General features: G+C 56.0%; 20 protein-coding genes and 1 pseudogene. 17 read left to right on the top strand and 4 right to left on the bottom strand.

Translation table 11 applies throughout. The annotated features are described in order from the left end of the window. The first annotated feature begins 48 nt into the window (after positions 1-48). The 4 genes from K6T25_RS15180 (at position 49) to K6T25_RS15165 (ending at position 6831) form a co-directional block, all read left to right on the top strand. The gene (locus K6T25_RS15180; protein ID WP_222918208.1) at positions 49-1182 is read left to right on the top strand and encodes a hypothetical protein; all 1134 of its coding nucleotides are present in this window, start codon (positions 49-51) and stop codon (positions 1180-1182) included. Next, on the top strand, positions 1179-2168 hold the full coding sequence (locus K6T25_RS15175; RefSeq protein WP_222918206.1) for a hypothetical protein: 990 nt from the start codon (positions 1179-1181) through the stop codon (positions 2166-2168). Before K6T25_RS15180 ends, K6T25_RS15175 begins: the two co-directional genes overlap by 4 nt. Positions 2169-2297: 129 nt before the next feature. After that, positions 2298-5225 carry a DNA methyltransferase gene (locus tag K6T25_RS15170; RefSeq protein ID WP_222918204.1) on the top strand — a complete coding sequence of 976 codons (2928 nt, stop codon included), beginning with the start codon at positions 2298-2300 and terminating at the stop codon, positions 5223-5225. A 76-nt stretch (positions 5226-5301) separates the two neighbouring features. Further along, a complete protein-coding gene (locus K6T25_RS15165) occupies positions 5302-6831 on the top strand; it encodes a DNA-methyltransferase (protein WP_222918202.1) in 1530 nt (509 codons plus the stop codon). A gap of 2 nt (positions 6832-6833) precedes the next feature. Here the strand turns inward: K6T25_RS15165 and K6T25_RS15160 are convergent, their stop codons facing one another. Beyond that, a complete protein-coding gene (locus K6T25_RS15160) occupies positions 6834-7040 on the bottom strand; it encodes a DUF8069 family protein (RefSeq protein ID WP_222918200.1) in 207 nt (68 codons plus the stop codon). A 150-nt stretch (positions 7041-7190) separates the two neighbouring features. On the opposite strand from K6T25_RS15160, the gene K6T25_RS15155 reads away from it, so the two are divergent. Further along, entirely contained in the window at positions 7191-8096 is a 906-nt protein-coding gene (locus K6T25_RS15155; protein WP_222918198.1) for a DNA adenine methylase, read from the top strand. A gap of 112 nt (positions 8097-8208) precedes the next feature. After that, positions 8209-8424, top strand: a pseudogene (locus K6T25_RS15845) (ISNCY family transposase); the annotation flags it as partial. 816 nt (positions 8425-9240) lie between these two features. Here the strand turns inward: K6T25_RS15845 and K6T25_RS15150 are convergent. Next, complete coding sequence (locus K6T25_RS15150) at positions 9241-9501, bottom strand: helix-turn-helix domain-containing protein (protein WP_222918196.1); 261 nt, start codon at positions 9499-9501, stop codon at positions 9241-9243. Positions 9502-9709: 208 nt separating this feature from the next. Here K6T25_RS15150 and K6T25_RS15145 point away from each other — a divergent pair, with 208 nt between their 5' ends. The 11 genes from K6T25_RS15145 (at position 9710) to K6T25_RS15100 (ending at position 22294) form a co-directional block, all read left to right on the top strand. Beyond that, the gene (locus tag K6T25_RS15145; RefSeq protein ID WP_222918195.1) at positions 9710-10018 is read left to right on the top strand and encodes a hypothetical protein; all 309 of its coding nucleotides are present in this window, start codon (positions 9710-9712) and stop codon (positions 10016-10018) included. Continuing rightward, entirely contained in the window at positions 10015-10260 is a 246-nt protein-coding gene (locus tag K6T25_RS15615; protein WP_225917878.1) for a DUF7563 family protein, read from the top strand. Before K6T25_RS15145 ends, K6T25_RS15615 begins: the two co-directional genes overlap by 4 nt. 9 nt (positions 10261-10269) lie before the next feature. Beyond that, positions 10270-10611 carry a PadR family transcriptional regulator gene (locus tag K6T25_RS15725; RefSeq protein ID WP_222918240.1) on the top strand — a complete coding sequence of 114 codons (342 nt, stop codon included), beginning with the start codon at positions 10270-10272 and terminating at the stop codon, positions 10609-10611. Then, on the top strand, positions 10608-11174 hold the full coding sequence (locus K6T25_RS15135; protein WP_222918194.1) for a winged helix-turn-helix domain-containing protein: 567 nt from the start codon (positions 10608-10610) through the stop codon (positions 11172-11174). The genes K6T25_RS15725 and K6T25_RS15135 overlap by 4 nt, the downstream gene beginning before the upstream one ends. Beyond that, complete coding sequence (locus K6T25_RS15130) at positions 11171-11857, top strand: hypothetical protein (RefSeq protein ID WP_222918193.1); 687 nt, start codon at positions 11171-11173, stop codon at positions 11855-11857. Before K6T25_RS15135 ends, K6T25_RS15130 begins: the two co-directional genes overlap by 4 nt. 1301 nt (positions 11858-13158) lie before the next feature. Beyond that, on the top strand, positions 13159-16764 hold the full coding sequence (locus tag K6T25_RS15125) for a hypothetical protein (protein WP_222918192.1): 3606 nt from the start codon (positions 13159-13161) through the stop codon (positions 16762-16764). Between the two features lie 545 nt (positions 16765-17309). Further along, positions 17310-18575 carry a Cdc6/Cdc18 family protein gene (locus K6T25_RS15120; RefSeq protein WP_222918191.1) on the top strand — a complete coding sequence of 422 codons (1266 nt, stop codon included), beginning with the start codon at positions 17310-17312 and terminating at the stop codon, positions 18573-18575. Between the two features lie 652 nt (positions 18576-19227). Beyond that, positions 19228-20025, top strand: a complete 798-nt coding sequence (locus K6T25_RS15115; RefSeq protein WP_225917877.1) for a helix-turn-helix domain-containing protein — start codon at positions 19228-19230, stop codon at positions 20023-20025. After that, positions 20022-20861, top strand: a complete 840-nt coding sequence (locus tag K6T25_RS15110) for a hypothetical protein (RefSeq protein ID WP_222918189.1) — start codon at positions 20022-20024, stop codon at positions 20859-20861. The genes K6T25_RS15115 and K6T25_RS15110 overlap by 4 nt, the downstream gene beginning before the upstream one ends. A 129-nt stretch (positions 20862-20990) precedes the next feature. Next, positions 20991-21632 carry a ribonuclease H-like domain-containing protein gene (locus K6T25_RS15105; protein WP_222918188.1) on the top strand — a complete coding sequence of 214 codons (642 nt, stop codon included), beginning with the start codon at positions 20991-20993 and terminating at the stop codon, positions 21630-21632. Between the two features lie 59 nt (positions 21633-21691). Then, a complete protein-coding gene (locus K6T25_RS15100; RefSeq protein WP_222918187.1) occupies positions 21692-22294 on the top strand; it encodes a hypothetical protein in 603 nt (200 codons plus the stop codon). Between the two features lie 33 nt (positions 22295-22327). On the opposite strand, the gene K6T25_RS15095 is transcribed toward K6T25_RS15100, so the two are convergent. Continuing rightward, a complete protein-coding gene (locus K6T25_RS15095; RefSeq protein ID WP_222918185.1) occupies positions 22328-22744 on the bottom strand; it encodes a DUF7970 domain-containing protein in 417 nt (138 codons plus the stop codon). Between the two features lie 14 nt (positions 22745-22758). Then, entirely contained in the window at positions 22759-23586 is an 828-nt protein-coding gene (locus K6T25_RS15090) for a ParA family protein (protein WP_222918184.1), read from the bottom strand. Positions 23587-23704: the final 118 nt, after the last annotated feature.

Here is a 23704-nt window from a genome sequence, read left to right as displayed (position 1 = left end):
TCGGAAACTTACTGGCTTACCCTTACTACTGACAGCCAGGATATTCGAATGGAAGCAATGGACTCTCCGTCGGGTGAATTTACTGCTGCATATCGATACGACAAATCAAATCAGCGTGGCCACGTAGCCATACTTCAGGAAGATTCTGTCACGTGGTATAACCGGTGTTCTGAACCTCGTTCAGTTGGAATCGCGGATTCTGGTCGGTTCATATTCGCTGATTGGATTGAGTACGGCAAGTCTACCGGAGCCCATATCCATGTCGTCGAAGCAGATGGAACACAGGTGTTCGAGTTACAAACCGACGAGAGTTCACCTGTTGTAGATATTTCAGAAGATGGTGAGACAATCATTGTTTGTCCGCATAGCGCACCCGCTCAAATCATCGATGTCAACTCTGGTGAAGTGCTGACCCTGCACGAATACGAGGTTTTCGACCGGTTATATCCATCTGTAGTTACCGTGGCAGGCTCCGATCGTGTGATGTTCAGGAGGGATCCAGCTGAGCCAAGTTTGTATACAATATCAGTCGACGGCGGGATTGACTCAAAATCAGACACGTTTGAGAAGCTCCAATACTACGATGTTGTTGAACTTGATGAGTCTCTGGACTGGCACCCGATCATAGAGCAATTCGCCAACGACTACCAAGAAACTGAGATAGATCAGTTACAAAATATCATCGCGAATACTATTGGTGATGCAAGATTAGTCGATGCCGACGCTGAGAAGCTTCGGGAAGTCATTGATGCACTTGAGGCATATCGCGATACGTTCGACGCTGAATCAGCACATTCGAAATTGAACGCTCTCAAGCTTGGAGAGGCATATTATCGAGTTAGTAAGGTGCTCGGTCGAGGCACTGAGTGGCCTTCTGAACTATGGAGACATCTACAACGGAGTGCCGAGGCGTATAGCTCTGCGCTCCCGTGGTATGACGCGAAAGAAGGCCTTGCCCAAGTGCTGCGATTCCAAGCAGGACTGTATCGGAGACTTCAGCGGGACTCCGAAGCCTTCGATTGCTATCTTCAGATTGAGGCGCTGGAAGACCATTTCGGAGTAAACCTAACAACAAGTGCTGATCGGAGTCGGTTGGATGAGTACAGAAACAAAGGACTTGACCACACTCCGCCAAATGAGACTGGTCAATTCTTCAATACCCCTGAAGCAGGTGCCCAATGACTCCCTCGAATGAGCAATTGGATGTCCCTCACGACTATCTCATTGGGCTGATCGATTACTTATGTAATCCCCGGCTCGCACCAAGAGAAACCGCAGGTGGGTACGGATTAGACCCATCATTGACCATCACTACCAGAGATTCCCAATTAATTGAAGGGATAATAGTCGATTCTCTTGAGCAGTCTGGGATACGAACAACGAGCGAAAATCGCTCGAGTGGAACTCGTGTTAGAATACGGAACAATGAATCATTGATCGAGGTGAGTCAATTAGGGCGTGGTGATTGGATTCAAATTGCGGAACGCCTGTCGTTTCTGTCATTCTATGCCAACGAGTACGGCGGGAAGAACATCAGTGCGGACAGAGAATTATTCCTCCGACTCTACAAAACGTGGGCAGAATTACATTCGTATTGGAGTAGATTAACGAATAAAAAATACACATTTGAATATTTTAAAAAAGAGTTCCAATTAGACGAGACTCCTGTCAAAAAGGACTTCCCTGAAACAACATATCCTGACCAGATTTCAACAGAATATGTGGCAGGCATGTTTGACGCGAAGGGACGAATCCGGTTCAATACTAGTGAAAATTCAGAATGGGATATTGGCTATTCGATGTCACCAGCAGCGGGAATTACCCTTTCACACCCTGAAATCCTAGTGAAACCACATCTACTCAGTTACTGGGAAGACAAACCCTACTCCCCCCGGATTCACGAATCAGAGGACCAGCTTAGAATCTCAATTACAACTCTCGATGGGATTGAAGCTTTTATCGAAGACATCGGTCCACATCTATACTACAATTATGAAATGGCGCAGTTCGTGTATGAGCAAGCCATTCCAGCGTTCCGCGATGGATATCATAAGAACTCCCGGGCAGGATTTCTAGACCTGTTAGAGGCTCACGAGACCTACGTCAAAACAGATGGTCCTCAGAAATACAACTCAGAATACCTCAAAGACCTCTGGGATATGGGCTGATTCGATGACAAATCCTACTGGAGCATTGCAGGCGGCATCGATCAATTGATATGCCGCGGAATAATTACTACACTCCAATAGCCGACAGCCCGAGTGTAATCACAGGATGGTTGTCTGCGACTTTCACCAATGAGTAGCGATACTTGCAAATCAGAAGTCGAACTTCAGACGCTGGCGCCTGGAATGGCCAAGCAACATGAAAACTATCTTGATGCCCTCCAGGAACTCATCGACAATTCTGTTGCCGCAACGGTTTCTGATGAGTCATATTTCGATGACCCAGACAATCCGGTCAATATTTCAATTTCTATTGTCCGGGGTGAAGATACCGTCACAACATACATTGCAGATTCAGGTCCTGGAATCTCGCGTGATGACCTTCGAAACCACGTCTTCAGAACTGGCAGTAAACAAGTCTCAGATGGGATCTTAAATAACGTTGGGTGGGGCCTCAAGGCCAGTATCGCCTGGTTCGAGCAATCGCTCAAACAGCGCGGTATTGAGAGCGACAAAGACTGGTTCAAACTAGTCACGCAGACCTCACAGGGTCCGCTCACACACGTCAATGGACCCATTACAGGAGACCTTCCGATCAGTGATGCTGGTCCAGATGAGTGGACAGTGGGCATTCCAGATCTCGCTGAAGCAGTAGCATACAGTGATCACGGGACACGGATCCAAGTTTCGTGCGCCAGAACGCAATTTGAGAGTGACGTTTGGCCGGCTGCTAATTCTCTCTCAATCAAGGCGCAATACATCAGAGAACGACTTGGAGTGCTATTCCGGAGGCTACTGAACGCTCACGAAGATACCCAGATCACCATCCACTATCATGACTTTCTTGAAGGTGAACAGGGATCATTCACCGTCCCTGCTATTACCCCAATCTATGAAGACGAAGAATCACTGACGACCCACGAATTCGAGATACAAACGTCTACTGGGGTCACGTACGATGTAATCTACCGGGGTGGAAAATTGGATATTGATGCGATGACCGCCTTGGCAGAAGAAGAGTATCCTGAGGTTCTCACACAGAGCGGCCGATTCAGATATCGATACCGCCCAAACCAAAGCCGGCAAGGAGTAGACATCTACGCAAATGGACGTGTTCTGATGACTTCCGTCTTCGAGGACCTCTTTGACCTAACTCGAAATAACCAATACAACTACTTTGGCGGAGAGTTGGAGATTCAACCGACTAGTGACACCCGAGAAGTCCCGACGGACAACAAAAAAACGCGGCTAGATACGAACAGCACACTTTGGGAGGAAATGCAGTCGGAGCTCTCTCAGTCTGAATACCACCCTGAGGGGAAAGACTATAGAAAGCGGATAAGCAGCGGTGGAGCCTCGGGTAATGAATCCGATCAAACTATCGACGAGACCGATTCAAAACAGATCTCTCGGGAGGTGGAAATTGGTTCTCTTGATGATGTATTCGGATTGCACAATGGCGATACGCAGGAATTCCTCCCAAAGCTTCGTGAAAAAACCAGTACAGATATTGACTCTTCTGAGGGATTTCTCGATGCAACGATTACTTCGCCACCGTATTTTGACATGAAGGAATATGGATCTGAAGATGCCGCCGAAGTTGGCCAACAGAGCAGCTACAGCCAATATCTATCCCAGCTACAGGATATTTTCAAGGATGTCTATACGATGACGAAAAACGATGGCTCCTTGTGGGTCGTCGTCAACACCTTCCGGCGAAATCACGAGGTCGTACAGCTGCCGTTTGATATTGCTCGGATTTGCCAGAATATCGATAACGATCTGGAGTGTCCCGGCTGTGGCGCTTCCATTCTTTCACGTGTTCATGAGCCTGCAGGTCGGAACGTAACTTGTGCAAACTGTGGTGAGACCGTCACCCAAGGAGATTCTTGGCATTTGCAAGACATTATTGTATGGGATAAAAATCATGCTCTTCCCTATACGAAGAAAGGGCGGCTACGGAATGTATTCGAGTACATCCTATGCTTCAGTAAAACCACAGACTTTAAGCTGGATATGGATAGTATCCGTCAGCCAGATCCTGCAAAATACAAGAAGTGGTGGGCGGACTTCCCCGAACGATATCACCCGCTGGGGAAACTGCCAGAAAACATTTGGAAATTCCAATCACCGACGAGGGGGTCGTTCACGGGGAATGAGGAGACAATTGACCACCCAGCTGCACTCCCACCTCAACTGATTCAGCGAATCTTAAATCTATCAACAGATAGTAAAGACGTTGTTCTAGACCCTTTCGCAGGATCTGGTGTTGTCGTTGCTCAATCTGAGGTGATGGAGCGCCGGGCGATTGGTGTTGAACTCAACCAGGAATACTGTGACGCGTATTCAGATGTCCAAGAATATGTCAAACGGCACTATGAGCGGCGTGAGGATGATGCTACAGATGCGATTGAAAACCTCATCTGTGGCCTCCGCCAAGTGAAGTATTCCCGAAAACTGCTCGAAGAACTGGCCTCAATCCGTGGTTTCGACAGCCCAAGTAAACTGGACATCCAGTCCGTTATCGCTGTCAGTCAGGAGCTTGGACATCAATCGATTGCAGAAAACATCCATGGCCACGTAGATCTAGTTTTTGTCGTTGACGAAGAGACGACCGCACGCGAACTGTTGGACTATGCAAACAACGCTGATGAAGCGATGAACCAGCGGCCCTGTTCAGGATTTGGAATTAAAGCAGACGTCACGTTCCTCAAGCCGTGTGAATTGGTTGAAGACGTTCAACAAGACAACATTCCAGGCCTGTCGGATGAACTGTTTCTCTACGAGGACGGCCGCCACTACGTTTACACCGATACAATAGCCATACAGCAGTTAGTAGCTGATCTGGATAGCGGGGAGTGGGTCGAGGCGTTTGGGACCGACAAAACGCCCCCAATCCTGAGTAATCTCGGGCTCGAAGTGAACCACCCCAAACACTCGATGGACACCGTTGAACGATCTCTCTCGGGTGATCATGAGTTCATTCGAAATACACCATCCAATAACCAGAACCGGTTCGTGATTGAGTACTCCACACCGACGCCGTCGGGGGCTGATTGACGAGACCCCTCTGCGCTTCTGCAACCGAGTACCAGCCCATTTATTGGTAGCCGTGTCGGATGCCAATTCGATAAAAATGCCTGCCGACATCCCATCTCCCTACCGGGTATATCAACACGACTCTCGACATCTACAGGAGCGGCTCGAAGAAGAGTTCGATGATATTGAAGACCTCGTCGACGTGATCATCACATCGCCACCGTATGCAGACTTGATTGACTATGGGGACCACGACGAGCAAGTTGGTCAGCAAGCATACGAATCATTTCTCGACGACATTCGGTCGATCTTCCGGCAATGTTACAACATCGCGACTGACGACGCCACCCTCTGGGTCATCACTGATACCTACAAGGTAGAGGGCCGCGTCGTCAGGCTCCCGTTCGACATCGCTGACGAAATAGAGAATCTCCCCCAGTTGACGCATTGCACTGACGAAGAGTGTGGTGCCCCTCTCAAGCGCAATCGCGGGACTGGGACCATGATTTGTACCGAATGTAACGAGATCTATAATCCCCTGACTGACTCTTGGCGGATGGAAGACAACATCATTTGGGACAAACTTCGCACTCGACCATGGCACCAGAAAGGTCGGATGCGCAACGTCTACGAACACGTCTCAATGTTCTCTAAGACGGACGACTTCACCTACAACAAAGACGCAATCCGCGTTAGCGACACTGATGAGTTTGAGCAATGGTGGGTGAACTATCCCGAACGATACAGTCCTAAGGGAATGGTCCCGAGTAATGTTTGGGAATTCCCCATTCCAAAACAGGGCCAATGGGGGCCTAAGGTTAGTTTCCATCCAAGCCCGTTCCCTGAGCAGTTGGTTGAACGAATAGTTCGGCTAGCAACTGACCCTGGTGACGTCGTCTTTGATCCGTTCGCTGGGATTGGGACCACATTAGCGATTGCTGAGGCACTTGATAGAAAACCGCTCGGATTCGAGCTGAATTCCGAGTACATCGAGTACTACGAGGACCACGTCCGACCGACTGCTCTCGCAGAAGTCGGGACTAAACAGGATACGCTCCACGATGCGCAAGCAGAACTTCAACGCAAGATATACACGCTTCGTATCCACAAATATGCGTACAAACTGTACAAAGAGTTGATCAACTCTGGTGACTACTCTATCAACGAGGGAGAAATTGAGTTCATCACAGTCTCTAGCGACCCAGCGGAGTTTGACAATGACGAGGACCCCAGTGCCACGATTCAGTTCGTTTGTGAGGACGACAGCGTCTTCGAGGACGTCGTAGTTGGAGACGCTATGGAGGGAATGCTCTCAGAGAATAAAGGCTCAGGCGACTACTACGGCGTTTCGTTCTCACCAGCGTTCGTGACGATCGACGAGTATCAGGATCGGGCCTCTACTAACGGAGACGTCTTCCTGTACATGGATGGTGCTCACAATTGGGTTGAGAAGGTATTTACTGGCCAGGAGTGGGGCGAAACCGTCTCTGAACGAGACTGGGGGCGGTATTGGTCGAAAAGCTGGCCACCGTTGGTCTCGAACTTAGAAATCTCTGTTTCCAATCCGATGGATGAGGAACGTAAAACGTCGGACCACTACCAAGCTGGGTTTGAGCAGTTCGACTAGAATTAATCGTCTGTACGCCCGAGCTCCCAGCCACGGTGGAAGTATGCCAATTTCATCGTGGACTCGAATTCCCAGCCCGTCGGTTTGTGTGTGATTACTGGTGTGTCCTCTCCCATTTCCACCGTCCCATCGGCAAGCAATTCTTCTGTAATTGCCATTGCCTGTTCTTCGGAGATTCCGTGAACACTCCCCTCCTGTGAGTCTGTCATATCTTGACAGCTATTTTCACACGGCTAAAATCGTCGGGTTATACTCGTCTGATATCGTTGGGAAGAGTGCAAGACCGTTCTCGGGTGCTGATCCACCCAGTCACCCGATAGCCGTGTTTTTATTCTCGGAGTATCAAGTGACGGTCATCAATGGCTGAGCCAATCCTGAAGTGGGCTGGCGGAAAGCGGCCACTTCTCTCTGAGATCAAAGGACGGTTTCCACAGCAGTGGGACGCATATCATGAGCCGTTCATTGGCGGTGCGGCAGTCTTTCTTGATTTAGAACCTACTGCAGGATCGATCAACGACCTGAATACCAAGCTGGTCACTCTATACGAGATTGTTCGTGACTATCCAGAACGACTGATTGAGGAAAATCGCACACATTTCTACAAGAACGAAGGCTCTAGTGACAACGAATACTACGACGAAGAGACTGAGGAGTACTATTATGCTCGTCGTAAGGAATTCCGGGAGTTACACAATCAGGATTCACTTACAACCGAGGAGAAAATCCGGGCGGCGAGCTTGTTTATTTTCCTCAATAAGACCGGATACAACGGACTGTACCGTGAGAACCAAAGCGGCGAATTCAATGTCCCAGTCGGGAAACATCATGACCCAGATTTTGTCCGTGAGGACCAGATCCGGTCGGTGAGTGCCGTCTTCTCGGCTGTCGATATCTACAATGAGGATTTCGAGTACGTGAGTAATGCAGTATCGAGTGGTGATCTCGTGTACTTTGATCCCCCGTACAAGCCGGTCTCAAAGACTGCTGATTTCACTCAGTACCAAGCAGAGGGATTCGACAGAGACGATCAGCGCCGGCTTCGTGATCTCGCAGTGGAACTAGATTCACGAGGGGTATCAGTCGTCCTTTCAAATTCACCTCCGGTACGTGAGTTGTATGAGAGTGCCGATGGATTTGAAGTGGAGTTTGTCGAAGCACCTCGGTTTATCAATCGAGATGCAAGTGGACGTGGCGATGTTGCTGAGGTCATCATAACGAATGTGTCCCGATCACAACGCCGCCAGCAGACTCTGGAAAACTTCTAACGTGGGAAGTTACGGAACGTGTTCCGAAGATAGAAGATAATGCGCAGCTCCAAGAACGGCTACAAATACTAAATATTTAGGTAAAAGTCGGGGAATAAAACCCAATATTGTTGAAAAGAGGCGCCTCGATTACGGGCCGACGGGGACGGCGATCTACCTCCCGAAGCGCCAGACAGAGCGTGAAGATGAGTGCGCCAGCACGAGGGACATGGCGATTCGCCAGGAGCCCGTTGAAAATGTCGAAGATGTTGGCGACACGACACCGCTTTCGGAGAACTACGGAGGTGTCTCTTTGGTGAGCAACCTTCTCAGCGAGGTTACCGAAGAGGGAGGATCGTCGCGGTCACGATCATATTTGCCGGTCCCTGCGGACTCGCATCCACCACAATCGCGCTGCCAGCTGCAAGCGTCCGCAACACAGCGGTCGGGGTCGACGCGCGATCTAACGTCGCCTCAACGACCCAGCCATCGCGGGCGCCGACACCAGGAGCGAACACGTTGACGGCGACGACCGACTGATTCAACGCGAGCGTATCGGCGAGGCGATCTGCTTGCCGACGCTGCTCAACGCGACAGTTACTCATCGGCCTGCAGGAACTGCGTGCTCGGTCTCGCACCGCGAGCAGATCCGGACGTCGCCTTCCCCACGGAGCATCAAGGAGCTGCAGCCGGCACAGGTAACGCCGTAGACGCGGGTGCTCACACCGACCACCTCGCTGGTGTTGGGATGTGGTTGTCGTCGGTACCCTTATTGGTCGAGTCGCCGTTAGCAGGCGACGGGCTTGCTTGGTTCATAGCAGACGCAGGCACAGCCCGGCTCCGGTGTTCCAACCACCGGGGCGATTCTGAGACAGATTCACCCGAAGAGGCTCGTCTGTGCCTGCCAGATCAATGTACTACTAGCCACATAATATTTTTGCCTATGGGCAACTGTTTGGAGATACAGGTAGATGCCCGCTGGGAAAATGAAGATCACCGATTCAGAGATTCTCGAGTATTTTCAGAGTTCACAAGATCCCTGTTTCAGTGCGGGAGAGTGTTCGGAAGACTGGGGGATGTCCTCCGAAGGAGCTCGGAAACGGTTGAACGAACTAGTAGATCGTGGGGAGTTGGAATCGAAGAAACCTGGCCACAGAACCCGAATTTACTGGTTGTCCGAGGCCGACGTGGAGGCGTAGTATTCTCTTCCCTCACGCGTTATCCAGTATACACGCGTCCGCCTACCGGGCTTTTTGCTGTCAAGATAGCCGTCTTCAACAAGTTCGTTCATCCTGCCACGAGCCCATTCATCACTCTTGTCGAAGTATTCGGATACCTCAGAGACGAACAAGACCGGGTCAGGCGTCTCTATGAACTGCCTGAGAATATCGACTTTTGTGTGAGACGGATCCGGCCCTCTGGTCACAGAATACGATTCTTTGTTCGAGATATGAATCTGATTACCGAGATCTGTTGGCTATGGGCAATAGTTAAGTGCATTACAGCATATGAGCAGACAAGCGACGCTACGCGGCGGACCCGCCCACGCATTACGGCGGCCGGTGTACCAGCACCGAACCGCCGCGTGGGGTCGCAACCAGCCCGGAGCGGTCAATTCCGCTCCAGCAAGCGACATGATCACAACACGCCCCACCCGGCTTCAACGTGCCGGAGACGACGACGAACAACCAGCACACTACCTCGTCGACGCGCGCCGTGACGCCCGAGCGCACCACCCTGATCCGAACGACCCGGACACCCCACACTGCCGCGCCGGGCTCCAGCACACCGACACTGACTGGATACCCATCGATCCCGACGACTACGACGGTCCCATCTGCCAGTGGTGCGCGCCCGACCCCGACCCCAACGCGTACGACAGCCGCTACGCACAACTTCGCCACGCCAGCCCTGATGCACTGAACACGGAGGCGCCCCGATGAATCGCCTCACCACCCACCGCCCCGAGAGTCTTCACTGCGGCAGGCACGTCTCCGAGCGGTTCGCGCGCGTCTTCGGCGATGACGCCGATCGCGCCCACCGCTGTCAGGCCTGCGACTCGATGCCCCGCCTCTCACGAAGCAGCGCCGCCGGTAAGCGTGACCCCACACACATCGACCCCGAAGACAAACCAGCCCGCCAACACAACGCGCGTACTCGCGCCACTGGAGGTGTCGTCTCGTGAGCGCCCACGCTGCCCCATACGTCACCGACGGCGGCACCATCACCCCACCCCACATGGACGGATCTCACCGCCTTTGAGGGCAACGTCCTCTACGCGATCGCCCGACTCGAACGCGAGGACGTACTCACCTATGGCCTCGCGATTCGCGACTTCCTCGGGGAGTACTACAACAAGGCGATCAATCACGGTCGACTCTATCCAACGCTCGATGACCTCACTGACCAGGGGCTCATCACGAAAACAAGCGTCGACGATCGTACGAACGAATATGAACTCACCGACGCAGGCTACGAGCTTCTCCGTAGTCGCCGGGACGACCTCGCAGCCGTCCTCACGGAGGCTGACAAATGAACAACTCACCCGACGTCGACCCCGAAGACATCGCCTGGACCGACCTCACCTCAATCGAACGCACGACGCTGAATCTCATCGCCCGGCGTGAACGCGACCGCAGTGAGCAACCCAAGCACTCGTTCACACGTGGCAGCAGCCACTTCATGGCTGAGACGGACCCTAACCCCGATCCCGACGACGAGGCACTCAGCGACCTCACCAACAAAGGCCTGGTCAGGCACATCGACGAGAAGTACGTCCTCACCGACGCTGGCCAACAGCTCCTCTACGTGGAGTCCACCGACATCGAGAGTATCCCCCATTCCTCGATTCACGACATCGGTGACTCCGCCCCCAGTTGTCCCAACTGCGGCGACCCAGTCAGGTCCCTGTCGGTCACTGGCCCGGGCACCGTCCGGGCCGGCCCCTGTGACTGTCAACTCCCCGGACCACTCGCTGCAGACCCACTCACAGATCGTCTCGAGGAAGCGCTCCACCTGACCGACGACGCCGACGCACGCTATCACATCCGTCAAGCGATGCAACTCGCGTTCGCGCGTGCCCACCGCTCCACTCAATGACCACGCCCACCGCACCCTATGCGATCGCCCCGTTCACCCCCGAAGATCTCCATGAGGGCTACATCCTCACGTGGGACAGCCGCGACGACCCGGTCACTGTCGTTGAGAGCCGCGGTCACACCGTGATCGTCGAAACGACCGCCGGAGACCGCCTCCCGATCACCAGCACCCCTGATGATAACGTGTCCCCCGACGAAGATACCCCCCAAAACTCGATCACAATTCTTGGAACCCGCAGCTGGCAGGACAAACGAGAGATCTGGAAGTACCTCACAGACTCCTTCGAATTCCCGACCGAGTTCTCGGCGGTCACCTGCGCGGCCGACCTAGACATGAGCGTCGAGGAGGTGAACCGCCGTCTCAGCGAGCTCGTCCGCGACCCGCGGTCATCGCTGGTGGTGGTGCGCGAAAGCTATGATCGGTGGACCGCCTATCAGGCCGTCAATGAAACACTATCCACCCAGGAATTCAAAACAGTCCTCGAATCCCAGACTCCGGTCGTTGATGCAGCCGGTGATGACGACGAGATCGTTTGCACGCTCCCGGCAACGACGACAGTGGTACCAAAGGCCCTCGTCGATATCGCGTCGCACGCCCGCTGGGCGATTGCGCACTTCGACGCAGGCGACGGCGAACAGCCCGCTGAGTGCACACTGACCCCACAGCGGGGTGACCACGAGTAGGCGCGCCACACCACCGCGTCCGCCGTTCGCCCGCCAACCAATCCGCCACACACCGACACCATGAGTGACAACGCTGACACGCCCGACGCTGACGCACAGCCCACGACTGAAGTCCTGGCCAAGCTCGTTCGTGAGGAACGCAAGCCGATGGACGACCATCAGTCACTGATCGCCGCACTCGAAGAGCAGCCCAGTGCGGCCGAACAATTCTGTACGCACTGTGATCATCTACCCCGTCATCAACGGAGGTTGGTAGATGACTGCCCGGGCCATTCAGAGTGGCGTGTGTTCCGAGGCTCTCCAATCGTCTGTACTGTTCGTGCACGTCAACAGGCACCCATTCAACAGAACACGCTGAATCGAGCCGGGGTCGTTTCAGATACCATCTATAAAAAGATTGCCCCGTTTCGGTTGCCGCCTATGGTGACCCCTCAGAGTGTGGTGTGCGACAGCCCGCGACGATCGCCACCCAATCGTCAGACGGCGCGATGGCTGAAATCCAAAATCGCCCAAGCGTTATTACGGAAGATGGGTTCGAGATTAATGGAAGCAAAGGACAACCCCACGGCTCACTGGTGTTCTACAGAGCAGAGGAGGAAAGGTACGACCTTCCTCCCCCCAGCTAACCACTCAGTTCTGTAGAGCCCGGGAAAATATAGCTTGCCCCCAGTCGAGGAGTGGTATCGCTGCCACTCACGCTCGACGGTATTCCCCGAGCAGCTGCAGCGCTGTCCAGCAACGGCTCAAGCGACGAAACCGCCCCATGCACGATACTCGATACATCACGACGTCCGCCCCACGGCGACCGGCTAGTGTCGCGGTGCCAGCCCGATCCCATCAGCACCCCAGTAGTGGCGCGTTCGTCACGCATGCGTCAGACAATCCGACCGACGACGCGGACTCCCCGACCGCAAACGGCGGTACTCATATTAAGGGGGGAAGCGACCGCATCGAACAGACAAAGCAGGCACTACCCAAACGGGCTCCGACCAAGAAGAATGGGGGGATCGACCGCGATCCTCCCACACTTGGCCCAACTACCTGCTTCTTGGTCGGACCCCATGAAATAGTTTGCCCCCGACTAGCGACGGCGCTGTGCAGCGCGCTCGCGCCCTCTCTCGCCTATAGCCGGGCGTTTCGGCGGTATTCCCGCGTAGTCACGAGTCTCGCTGTCTCGACGTCGCACTCCCCATAGATCGTTCGATGCTCTACATCCCCCAGCCCACGGTGTTCGCCCTCTTGTTACCAACTGGACTCCCAATTGTATCCACTCGCCGACAGTCACTCGGGGGTGTGGGGCAGTGAGCAGCCACGGACTGCTCGAGTGTCCCAACTGCCACGGGCTGTTCATCGTCGAGAAGGCCGACCAAGTCGCGATCACGTGCCCGAGGTGCCAACACACTCGGCTCCATCGGAACGTCCGGTACACCGAGACTGGCCCTGTTGCGGAGCTCCGTGAGATCCGCTCGCGACTCAATGCAGACCGAGCTGGGGAGGCGCACCCCGACCAGACTGTCGCCGAGCAGGGCGACCAGGTCTACTGGGCGCCGTCGATCAGCGACGGCTGGTCGCCCGAGTATGAGGACGTCTTCCAAACGCAAGCAGAGCAGTTGGCGGAACGCCAGCGGACGTCACAGCGTGAGGCGTTTGCCGACGAGGTTGAGTTCGGCGTCGACGCACCCGCACCGGTCCGCCCGGACGAGGACCTCCCAGTACGCTCACCCGTCGACGAGGCCAACGCGATCGAGGTCGAGGACGTTGCCGACTTGCCGGCGGTCACTAATGAGACTACCCTCGCCTTCGAGACAGCGGGCCAGACGTTCGTCGACGGTGGCCAACAGTCACTTGCAGCGGAGGTTTCCGAGCTCGAACCCACGGTGACTGAGACCGACCGACTGCTCGAAGCGCTTCTGCCGGCGACGATCGGCGGTATCGCCGATTTCGCGCGCCGACGTGACTTTGATGCGCGGACCGCCCACCAGCTGGCACACGTCCTCATTCACGAACGCGGAATCGTGGCTGGCAACGGCGCGTGGGCGCACGCCGCCGCGAAGTTCGCGTTGATCTACCAGGATAGTTCTGCAGTCGAGGGTGTTGGTGAAACGTGGTCGGACCGTATTGACGCGGTCCGCCGACGCGCTGGACTCTCCTTGACGGCAGACGGCTCCATCTCGAGAGCCGACGCCGAACGGCAGGTGACACGGGCGACGCTGCTTCGAACGCTCACCGCTTTCGCGAGCGGGCAAGATGCTGCCCGAGAGGGCTTTGGTCGCGAGGATCTCATCAGGTCCGTCGTGCCGGCGCTTGCGCTTCGCGAGCGGCCGCCCCGCCTCCGGGTGACGCTGGACCGCCGCGAGTGGCTGAACGTGCTCTCCGGCGACGACACACGCCGTATTGAGCGCCTCCTCGACGTGCTCGAGGTGCTCTCGATCGTCGTCGACGTCCGCATCACTGTCCCTGGTGGGCTCGATGGGAAGCTGTTCGGCGAGCTCGAAGAGGCGCTCCCTGTGTGGACCGATGAGCGTCTTACTGAAACCCGCGACCGGTTCCACTCCCGCAGCGCGGACGGCCACGATCGACCGGCTCCCCTCGAAGCGTATCGAGCGGCTCGCAAGTACGCCGGCCGTGGGTCCACGAAGAAGTATAGTGTCCTTGCAGCACTCTCTCAGGACGATCTCCAGCGTGCGAGTGCGGTCGTCGAGACTGGTGTGTGTCTCGCTGCAGACGGCTCTGTGTACGGCTACCTAGCCGATCTCGCTGACGCAGGATTAGCTGAACAGGTCGGACACAAGTGGCGTCAGACGCCGCTGGGTGCTGCTGCAGCGGAGTTACTGAACGACGCCCTCGTGTTGGTCCATCCTGAGCAGCAGGCAAACTGGACCGGTCTTGCTACCCCCTGCAATAGCACCAACAAGTGTAGTGCTCAGCGCCAGCCGTCCCACGGGGAGGGGGACCCCGCCGGGGAGACCGCCACCGCCGACCGCACCGACCGACTGCCGCCGACCGCCCGGTCGCTCGACCGTGATATCGCCCGCGTCAAGCCGCCACAAGGCGCTACGCACCTGCAGTACTTCGGCGAGTACGATGCGGACCACCACCGCTACAGCTCGGAGTTCCAGCACCGGGTCCTTCGCTCGCTGGCCCAAGACGCTGTTGTGACCAGTGTCGATACTCCTACCGAGGAGCTGTATCCTGCTCCCGAGTCCGTCGACCGCGACCTCGAGGACGGTGACGATCTTGGCGCGGGGAAGGTGACACAGGCGAACTTCAATTCAAAGACGGCGACACTCGTTGCACCGCTGCAGTGGGGTGGCTCTGATTCCATGCTCACGCGGCTGGGCCGGATGCTGTTCGACCCGCATCTCTGGGAGCAGATGTCGATGGACGAGCGGATCGGCGACGATCTGGGAAGGATCCCGCTTGATGGGCTCGACATCGACGACGATGTCGAGGGCTACCTATACGGCCACCAGTTCGGCTGGCTCGCGACCGACGACGATCACCCAGCTGTCGACCCGGACAAAACGGTGCGTGCGAACTGGGTGGCCCGGGTTCGCGGCCGGTGTGCACACCTACTCGAACTGCTGGCCGATGACGAGACGTACCAGAACGCCGAGCAGGGGAAGGCGCTGAAAGAACTCGGCCAGGGCATCCTCACGATGGGCACGAAACTGCTGCACGCAGTCGGGATCGAGGTGGTGTTCCCGATCCGCGTCCCGAACGTCGGCAACCTGCTCCGGAATCCGAGCGCGCTGGCGGACTTCTGTGACTTCTTCCGCTACACCGTGCCCAAGCATTTCACCTTCGGCCACCACGCAGCCAACCGACACACGGTCGAGACGGACGGCGAGCGGCTGAAACACCGCCTGTCGCTGGAGATGGATGAGACCGACCGCCACGCTGAGCCGACAGCGCAGTGGGTCATCCAGGGCGGCTCTGCGGACCCAACCGCGGCCGGCGCCGATGACCTCCGGCCGTTCGTCGAGGACGCACTCGGCGCGGTCGAGCCCCGCGAGGCGGTCGCAGAGGGCGCTGAGGACGCCCCAGTCATCGACATCAGCGTCACCTCTGCGTCGACGTACCGCTGGGCGCGAGACTACCTCGAGCGCGAGCTCGCTGAGAAGGGCTGGGAGGACCTGCGCGGCGACCGCTCTCAGTGGGTGAACCCTGACTCAGACGATATCGAGCGCCTTGCGAGAGTGCTGGTCGCGATGACTGCCCGAGGCGAGGCCTGGCGGACATCGGGCCTCGCGATCGCCGAAGCGGTCCACTCACTGCCAGCTCGCGAAGGGACCGAACAGCTGACCACTCGCGATATTGAGTACGCGCTCTCGCAGATATCTCCCGAGCACGTCCTCCCGACGCTTCCACCGTCGGCGGGCAAGTGTCTTCAGGAACTGCTCGCTGCAGACGAGCCACTGCGAGCACGCGAACTGTACGAAGAGCGTGTGGGCATCTCTGAATCGATGTGGCGGACCATTCGCGAGGATCTCGAAGGTCTGCAGTTCGTGACTCGCGAAGATGATGGCCTCTTGGTTGCGACAGTGTCTCCGTGGTGGAGTAGCCGTGATGGCGGGGTTCGAACGCTCGACGACGAAGAAGAGCTGTGGATGGCGGCGATGCACGAGGATGGCCACGTCAACTGGGGTGCACTGGTGCTCCTCGACGACGCCGATCTCCTCCACAATCCCGACGGGGCGTTCGGTGCCGACGTCTGGAAGCGCCCACCGAAAGACATCGACATCGGCGAGCTCCGAGCGCTCGACCGCCGCTTGGGAGCGTGGGCGCCGGTCATCGCGACGCTCGTCGACGAGGCTCCCGACCAAGAAGCCATGACGGTCGCGAGAGTCGGACGGCTACCTGCTGGACTCGAAAACCGCCAGACGGCGTTGGTTGCAGGGGAGTAAGACTGGCGTGAGTGTTGACTGAAACTGGGATTGCAGGGGGTAGCAAGATTTTGATGAGAGAACTGAATACTATTTCACGACCATTCAGTGGTACAACACTTCTACTCCTGAATCCGATGGATCCGAGCGACTTGGACGGCGAGACCGTCCTTGGTCTCCTCAGAAAGTGTGCCTCCGCGGTACTCGACGCTGCTGACGATCTACCCCCACGGGGAGGGGGGGTGCGTCCAATGTAAACCTCAAAAAGGTAGGCCGATCTTCAAACTCACAAGCCACGCTACCACTTCACTGCACGACACTAGTCTAGTACGGTCCGTATACTAACCAGTGGATGATAAAACTAGCCCACAATTAGAACCGGCTCGACCGCCTCAGCGCTTCTCCCGCCCCTCTCTCGTGAGTTTACATTGGACGCACCCCCGTCCCTCCCTTCGGCACACCGAGACCTCACTGACGCAGTTTACATTGGACACACCCCCCGCTACCGGACGGGCACCCATCGCGCGGACGGAAGGGTTAACTCGCCCCCGTCAGAGCAACGACTCATGCGCTCGTTCGGCGGCGACGACACCATCTTCGCCGACATGGATCGGTTAAATCCGAACACACAGACCTACCAACCCGAGACGCTCCCCGAGCGTGAGGCTGAACTCAATAACCTCCACTCGACGCTCGAGCCCGCCGCTCAGGGATACGACCCGATCAACGCGTTCGTCTACGGTCCCACTGGCCAAGGGAAAACCGTCGGGATCAGCCTGAAGACGAGTCAATTACAGCGGTACGCTGACGAGCACGACAAAGATGTCTGCGTGGTCCACGTCCGCTGCAAGGGGATGGAGAAGTCGTACCACGTGATGACGCACCTGATCAAGGCGCTTCGCGAGAAGCAGTACGGACCAGGTGAGGAACTCCCGAGCGGACATCCGAAGAAGACGCTCTTCGAGATGATCATCTCGGAGCTCGAGGCGATTGGCGGCACCGTGATCGTGATCCTCGACGAGATCGACGCCATCGGCAACGATGACTACGTGTTGTATGAGCTGTCCAGGGCGAATCCTGAGGGCGTGCGTCTCTCGCTGATCGGTATCACGAACGACTACCGGTTCCGCGACAATCTCAACGCAGACGTTCGGTCCTCGCTTGGCGAGGATGAGATCGAGTTCGCACCCTACGATGCGAACCAGCTCCGGAATATTCTTGCCCGACGTGCCGCTGGCGGCCTTCGCGATACGTCGTTCTCCGACCCTGACAACCCGTTTGAAACCCTCGAAAGCGACGTTCTCGCTGATGATGCGATCCCGCTGGCCTCGGCGTACGCCGCGCAAGACTCCGGCGACGCCCGCGAGGCGATCAAGCTCATGTTCCGGGCATGCCGGTTTGCTGACGAAGCCGGCGAGGGTGCGGTCACAGCCGAGCACGTCCAAGAAGCCCACGAGTACCTCGAGCGCGCCGCTGTCGAACGAGGTATCCGTTCGCTGCCGATGCAGCGTGCACTCGCGCTGCTGACTGTGACACAGGCGACGATCACCGGCACGAAGGCGGCAGAGACGAAGGATCTCCACGATATCTACCAGGTGTTCTGCAACGACGTTGACGCCAATACGATCTCCGAGCGCCGGTTCCGCGACAAACTCAACGACCTTGCTGACAGCGGGATCCTCACGAAAGAGACCCGCGGTCGTGGGCAGGGCCTGGGGAAGACGAACCGCTACGAGCTCGACGTGAAAATCGAGACGGTCCTCGACAACCTCGAACCGGATTCACGACTTGGCGACTTCGTCGAAGAGACGCTCCGTCCCCGACACAAATAGCAGACTGCACCGCGTCTGACGGGGGTGCGTCCAATGTAAACTGGGGGTGTGTCTACTGGAGGGGGGTATGTCCGATGTAAGGTTTGAGTCAGCGCTCTCCGCACTCGCTGGAAAACTCGACATCAACGATCGTGAATCGGAGCCCTGGGGCACGCTGATATCAACGGCGTGGGGTAGGGGGAATCGCTATTACTGGAAATGGTGGGGGTGAATCCCACCGAATAGCCGGTATTCTGGAATCCAATATCCACCGGCGCACTGATTGATCCACTGGCTCTCCTTATATCCCACAATTTTGATTGTGGGGTAATTCAGACTCCAACACACCGTTGTTCGAATAGAATCTCACTGATGATCCCCGTCCGCTCCTTGACAGGCGAACTCCCAATCAAAACATATACGATTCTTGTAATATCTACTATCTGACTTGTCTGTCTCATAGTTAGTTGTCCCAAAAAGAGAAAGTAGTATATACAGTGGTTGCGTTCTGTGGGACAATATGATCTCCAAACGCCAATTCGATGTTTTGTCAGCGCTCGTAGCGCATGAGGGTTCTAAGCTATCAATTAGTACGCTATCAGGAGAGATTAACAGGAGTTTGAGTCAGACGTCCCGACTCGTGTCTTCACTAGCGAGTGCTGGGGTTGTTAGAGTGGAAGCCACCAACGAGCAGAAGTTGGTCTCACCCGCAGAGACGAAGCCGGTCGAAGAACTGGAAACACTCTTTGTCGAATACCAGCACGTCGATTTTCCAGATCTACTCGGAGGGGCTGGGCTCACAATTCTCTACTATCTTAAGGGCCCTCACACTGCGACGGAGCTGGCCAAGTTGAGTGGCTTGGGTCGCTCGACAGTCTATCGCCGACTGGATGATCTCCAGATGGTTGGCATCGTTGGCAAACACAACTCTCAGTACCGAGTCAACGACCCATTCTCGACGCTCCCGTCGATTGCTCGGGGCCTCAGCCACCAGGCCCACCGACTCGAAGCGGAAGAATACACGAGTGGTGTGAATATCATTTGGGAGCGGCACGACGAGTACCTCTTCGCGTGTGAATCGACCGTTGATGCGGACGCATTCTATGAGACAGGGCCGCCGGCGTTCGAACAGTTCGGAATCCCGCTGCTCACCAAACAACGGCAGTACTACATTCGGTCTGACCGCCTCGCTGGGATCTCTCCTGCAGAACTTGTTTCCCACACGCTCCTCATCGACGACGGCTCACGGTATCGGACGTACTGTCTGCTGTTGATCGCTGCACAGTCGCTCGACGTTGATTCCCTTCGCGAGAGTGCAACCCAGTACGATCCAGAAGCCGCTCAGAGTCTAGTTGAGCTTGTAGAAGCGTTGTGTGAGTATCTCGAAACCGACGGCAGTCGTTCGGGCGACCAGTTCCCAGAATGGAAAGAGTTCAAACAAACCGCAGCAGACTACGAAATTGATCTATGAGTAAGCGGAACCGGTTCGACCGGGGGTATATTGAACGCGAACTCGGGCGAATCGCGGATGCGTTAGCAACTCCCGTTGATGCGTATCTTATCGGCGGCGGTGCGATGTCGTTACGTGATCTCAAGGACACGACGAAAGACATCGACCTGGTCGTTGCAAACGAAGATGGGTACAAGCGCCTGCTCGGAGGGCTTGAGTCGTTAGGATACGAGGAGGTCACAGACTTAGGCGAAGAGTATGATGCGCTCGGAGCACGTCATTGTGTCCGTAACGACGATGGGTGCCAAATCGATCTGTTCCACCGCCAGATAGCCAACAAGCTGTTCTTCAGTGACGGAATGAAAGCCCGAAGTGAGCCGTTTCTGTCGACTGACACCCTCTCCGTGGGTCTCGTCTCCTTCGAGGATATTTTCTTGTTCAAATCCGTTGCCGGCCGGCCAGACGACATCGGTGACATGGCCACACTCGTGCAGACAGGATTGGAATTCGACGGGATTGAACGAGAATTAGATCGGCAAGCTGATCTTCTCGGCGGTGAGCGATTTGTCACCTACGTCTCCGAGGCCCTCGAGGAACTAGACGAACAGGCAGGGATCCAAACTCCCCTTGATGATGTCGTTCCTGACATTCATGAACGGTATATGGATGGCTACGAACTGCAGCTCGCTCTTGATGAGACCACGCCGAAATCGATCTCCGAACTTGCCGACGAGCTCTCGCTTCCAGAAGAGGAAGTGAGGGCTCGGATCGACTATCTTGAGCAGTATGGTGTCGCAGAGCGTACTAGCGACGGTGGATACTGTGCGACGGGGCAACGAGATCGATTCTCTCGCTGATTACAACTTGGCGGCCGCCTTCGACGTTCCACGCGAAAGCGTACTTGAGAACCGAGGAAACGCGTAATCTGACGTGGCCCGATTCTATCGAAACGGAGGTTTAAGTTAGTATCATCTTGGATGTAATCCGTGCAGATTGATAGAGACGATCCCGGCCATGACCGGGTGGCGACGCTGGACATCGAGACAACGTCATTGGAGCCCGACGACGGCGAGACTGTCTCGGTTGGAATCGGTATCCACGACCGAGATGAGCCGGTTGACGAGGCCTCTGTCGAGATGTTCCACCGGAACAGTGGCGATGACGAAGCGGACGTTATCCAGTCTGCATACCGATATCTGGAGCAGCTTGACGCTGACTTCCTTGTTACCTACAACGGGAAGTGGTTCGATCTCGACTATCTCACTGACCGCCTCGAAATCCTTGGTGTCGAAGCTCAGAGACCCAGCCTCTTCAGTCCCGAGTTACACGTTGACCTAATGCAGGACGACCGCGTCGACTTGGCGCGATCTCAGGGCAAATCATTCCCGTCGTTGGAATCGTCACTGGAGGCCTACGGCGAGGATCCTCCGCAGGTAATGTGGAAGGGAGAACCACTTGACAATACTCGGTTTGGGGAAGAGCTCGGTCCGACATACCTCCAAGCCGCCCGTTTCGGCGAAACAGGAGTCAAAGCCGATCTACTGAGAACGATAGAGGAGTACCTCGAGGGAGATCTCTACGCAAACTTTCGGCTGTTCTACTACGACATTGGCGTCGAAGAACCATGACCCGATCCAAACCTACGCCACCGAACGGTGTCACCGACTTGGGTACTCAACCGGGCGTAGTGAGCGATAGTCGGTTGGAACAACTGCGCGAGTCGTTGACATCGGACCTCACTGATGACGTGTTCGAGGAATTGACACACTTCGCTCCACCTGACGAGGACACGCCACCGAGAGATGGCACCTTCCGTGAGACTGCCCTCGAGTACGTCGAAGCCTGTATCCAATACCGAGAAGAGATTCGCCCAGACTCACTACGCTCACTAGCTGAACTTCCTGATGAAGTAGATCGAACGACGACAGACGGGTGGGTGTACTACTTTAGCAACCACGGGGTCGAACACTCACGACCAATCGATGATGCGAACGAGACTAAGGACGGGAAATATCTCTTCTTTACCCCAACTGAAGCACAGAACCTCGAGGATATCGTGTTAGATGAATTCCCGAGGAGACCCTACAGCAGCGCCAAACTGCCGACGAAACTTGGGAAGAAGGAAGACTGGGTTCTGTGCCTGTATCAGGAAGACAATCGCTACTGGTACGATGTCCGTGAGGCGCATCACAATCCGCCAGACGTCCGCTTTCGGGGGTACAAGACCAACGAGGAGACGAGACAGGGAGAATACTCAGATCGGTTTGATCAGTCGCGTTCGGACGAATAATTCTGACCGAACTACGGGATATCAGAGAGTCTCTTACAAATCGTATCCCCACTCGCGAAGCACATCGGCGATCCCGCGTTCCTCAACACCGGCGAGGAACGCTGCCTCACGCCAGTCGGTCAGGTAGACATCCACCTCATGTTCTTCTTCAAACTCGGCTTTCCGGGCTGTTGAGCGCCGCTCAGTTGAATTTTGAACGTACAACTGGACCATATCGCGCTCGTCTTTTACGGAGTCCCGACGCAGCTTGTACGGATACTGATCGAGTCGCGACCCACTGTTGGTATCGCGCTCGTCGACGACCTCCTCGCGTTCCGGACGCGATTCAGGGACTGGCTCCGACGTGTTCGCATCGGCCCCCTCGTCGTCAATCTCCTCGACAGGCTCTTCCTCGGGCTGTTCGTCCTGGTCGTCGTCGCTGAATGGGTCGTTGGATGATCCGGCTTTCATGGTAGGTCCCTCACTCATGCGTTTTCGATGAACGTCGCAAGCTCACGCAGCTGCTCGAGCGTCTCCTGTTCGTAGTCGCGCTTTCGCGAGCGGTGCTCCTCGACGAGGTGGAACGGCGTACACTGCTGGCGCCAACAGCCTTCGAACAGCGACGACCGTTCACCGATGATGATCGGAACATCGTAGCCGAGTGCTTCGATCTCTTGGCGATAGTGCTGCTGGTCCGTCGTGTGTTTGATCCCGTTCGGGACGACTGCGAGGACACCGATTTCGGCACCGATCTCCTTCTCGAACCCGGTCACGAGACTCGACAGTCCCTCGATGGCGGCCATCCCCTTCCCAGACAACTCCGTCGGGACGACGAGGTTCCGCGTCGCCGCGAGCGCGTTGTAGAGATGCGGCCCCTCTGTCGCGGGTGGGTCGACGATCAACACGTCGTACTCGTTTACGAGACCGCTGTCGCGCAGCACCTCGAACAGGCGTTCGTGCCGATGGAATTCCTCACCCATGTCGTCGGCGAGGGCCTCAGCCTTATCGAGCCAGTCAGCGAGCCGTGAGAGTGTGTTGTGCGCGGGCAAGACGTCGAATCCTTCGCCGCTCCCGCGGACGAGGTCCTTGAGCGCGCCTTGTGGTCGGTCGACGAGATGGTGGGAGAGCGTATCGACGTTCTCTTGCTCTCGATCTTCATCGACGCCGAGCAACCGGCTCACGTCGCCGTTTTGTGGGTCCATATCCACGACGAGGACATCGAGCCCGTTGTCGGAGTGCGCTCTCGCGAGCGCTGCACACAGGGAGGTCTTCCCAATCCCCCCGGACTCCGAGTAGGTCGCATACGTTAGCACATTCTGAGGATCTATTCTATGAGCCTTAGTAGTTACCCTACCGAGTTAGGCTAGGTAGTTAGGCTAACTAGACTAACTACAATACTGGGCCGAATTGCTACAGAATTTGGTCGTAGCC

It is taken from the genome of Halobaculum rubrum (assembly GCF_019880225.1).
Taxonomy (GTDB): domain Archaea; phylum Halobacteriota; class Halobacteria; order Halobacteriales; family Haloferacaceae; genus Halobaculum; species Halobaculum rubrum.
The sequence above is the reverse complement of the archived record's forward strand: the minus strand, read 5'-3'. Positions and strand labels throughout refer to the sequence as shown.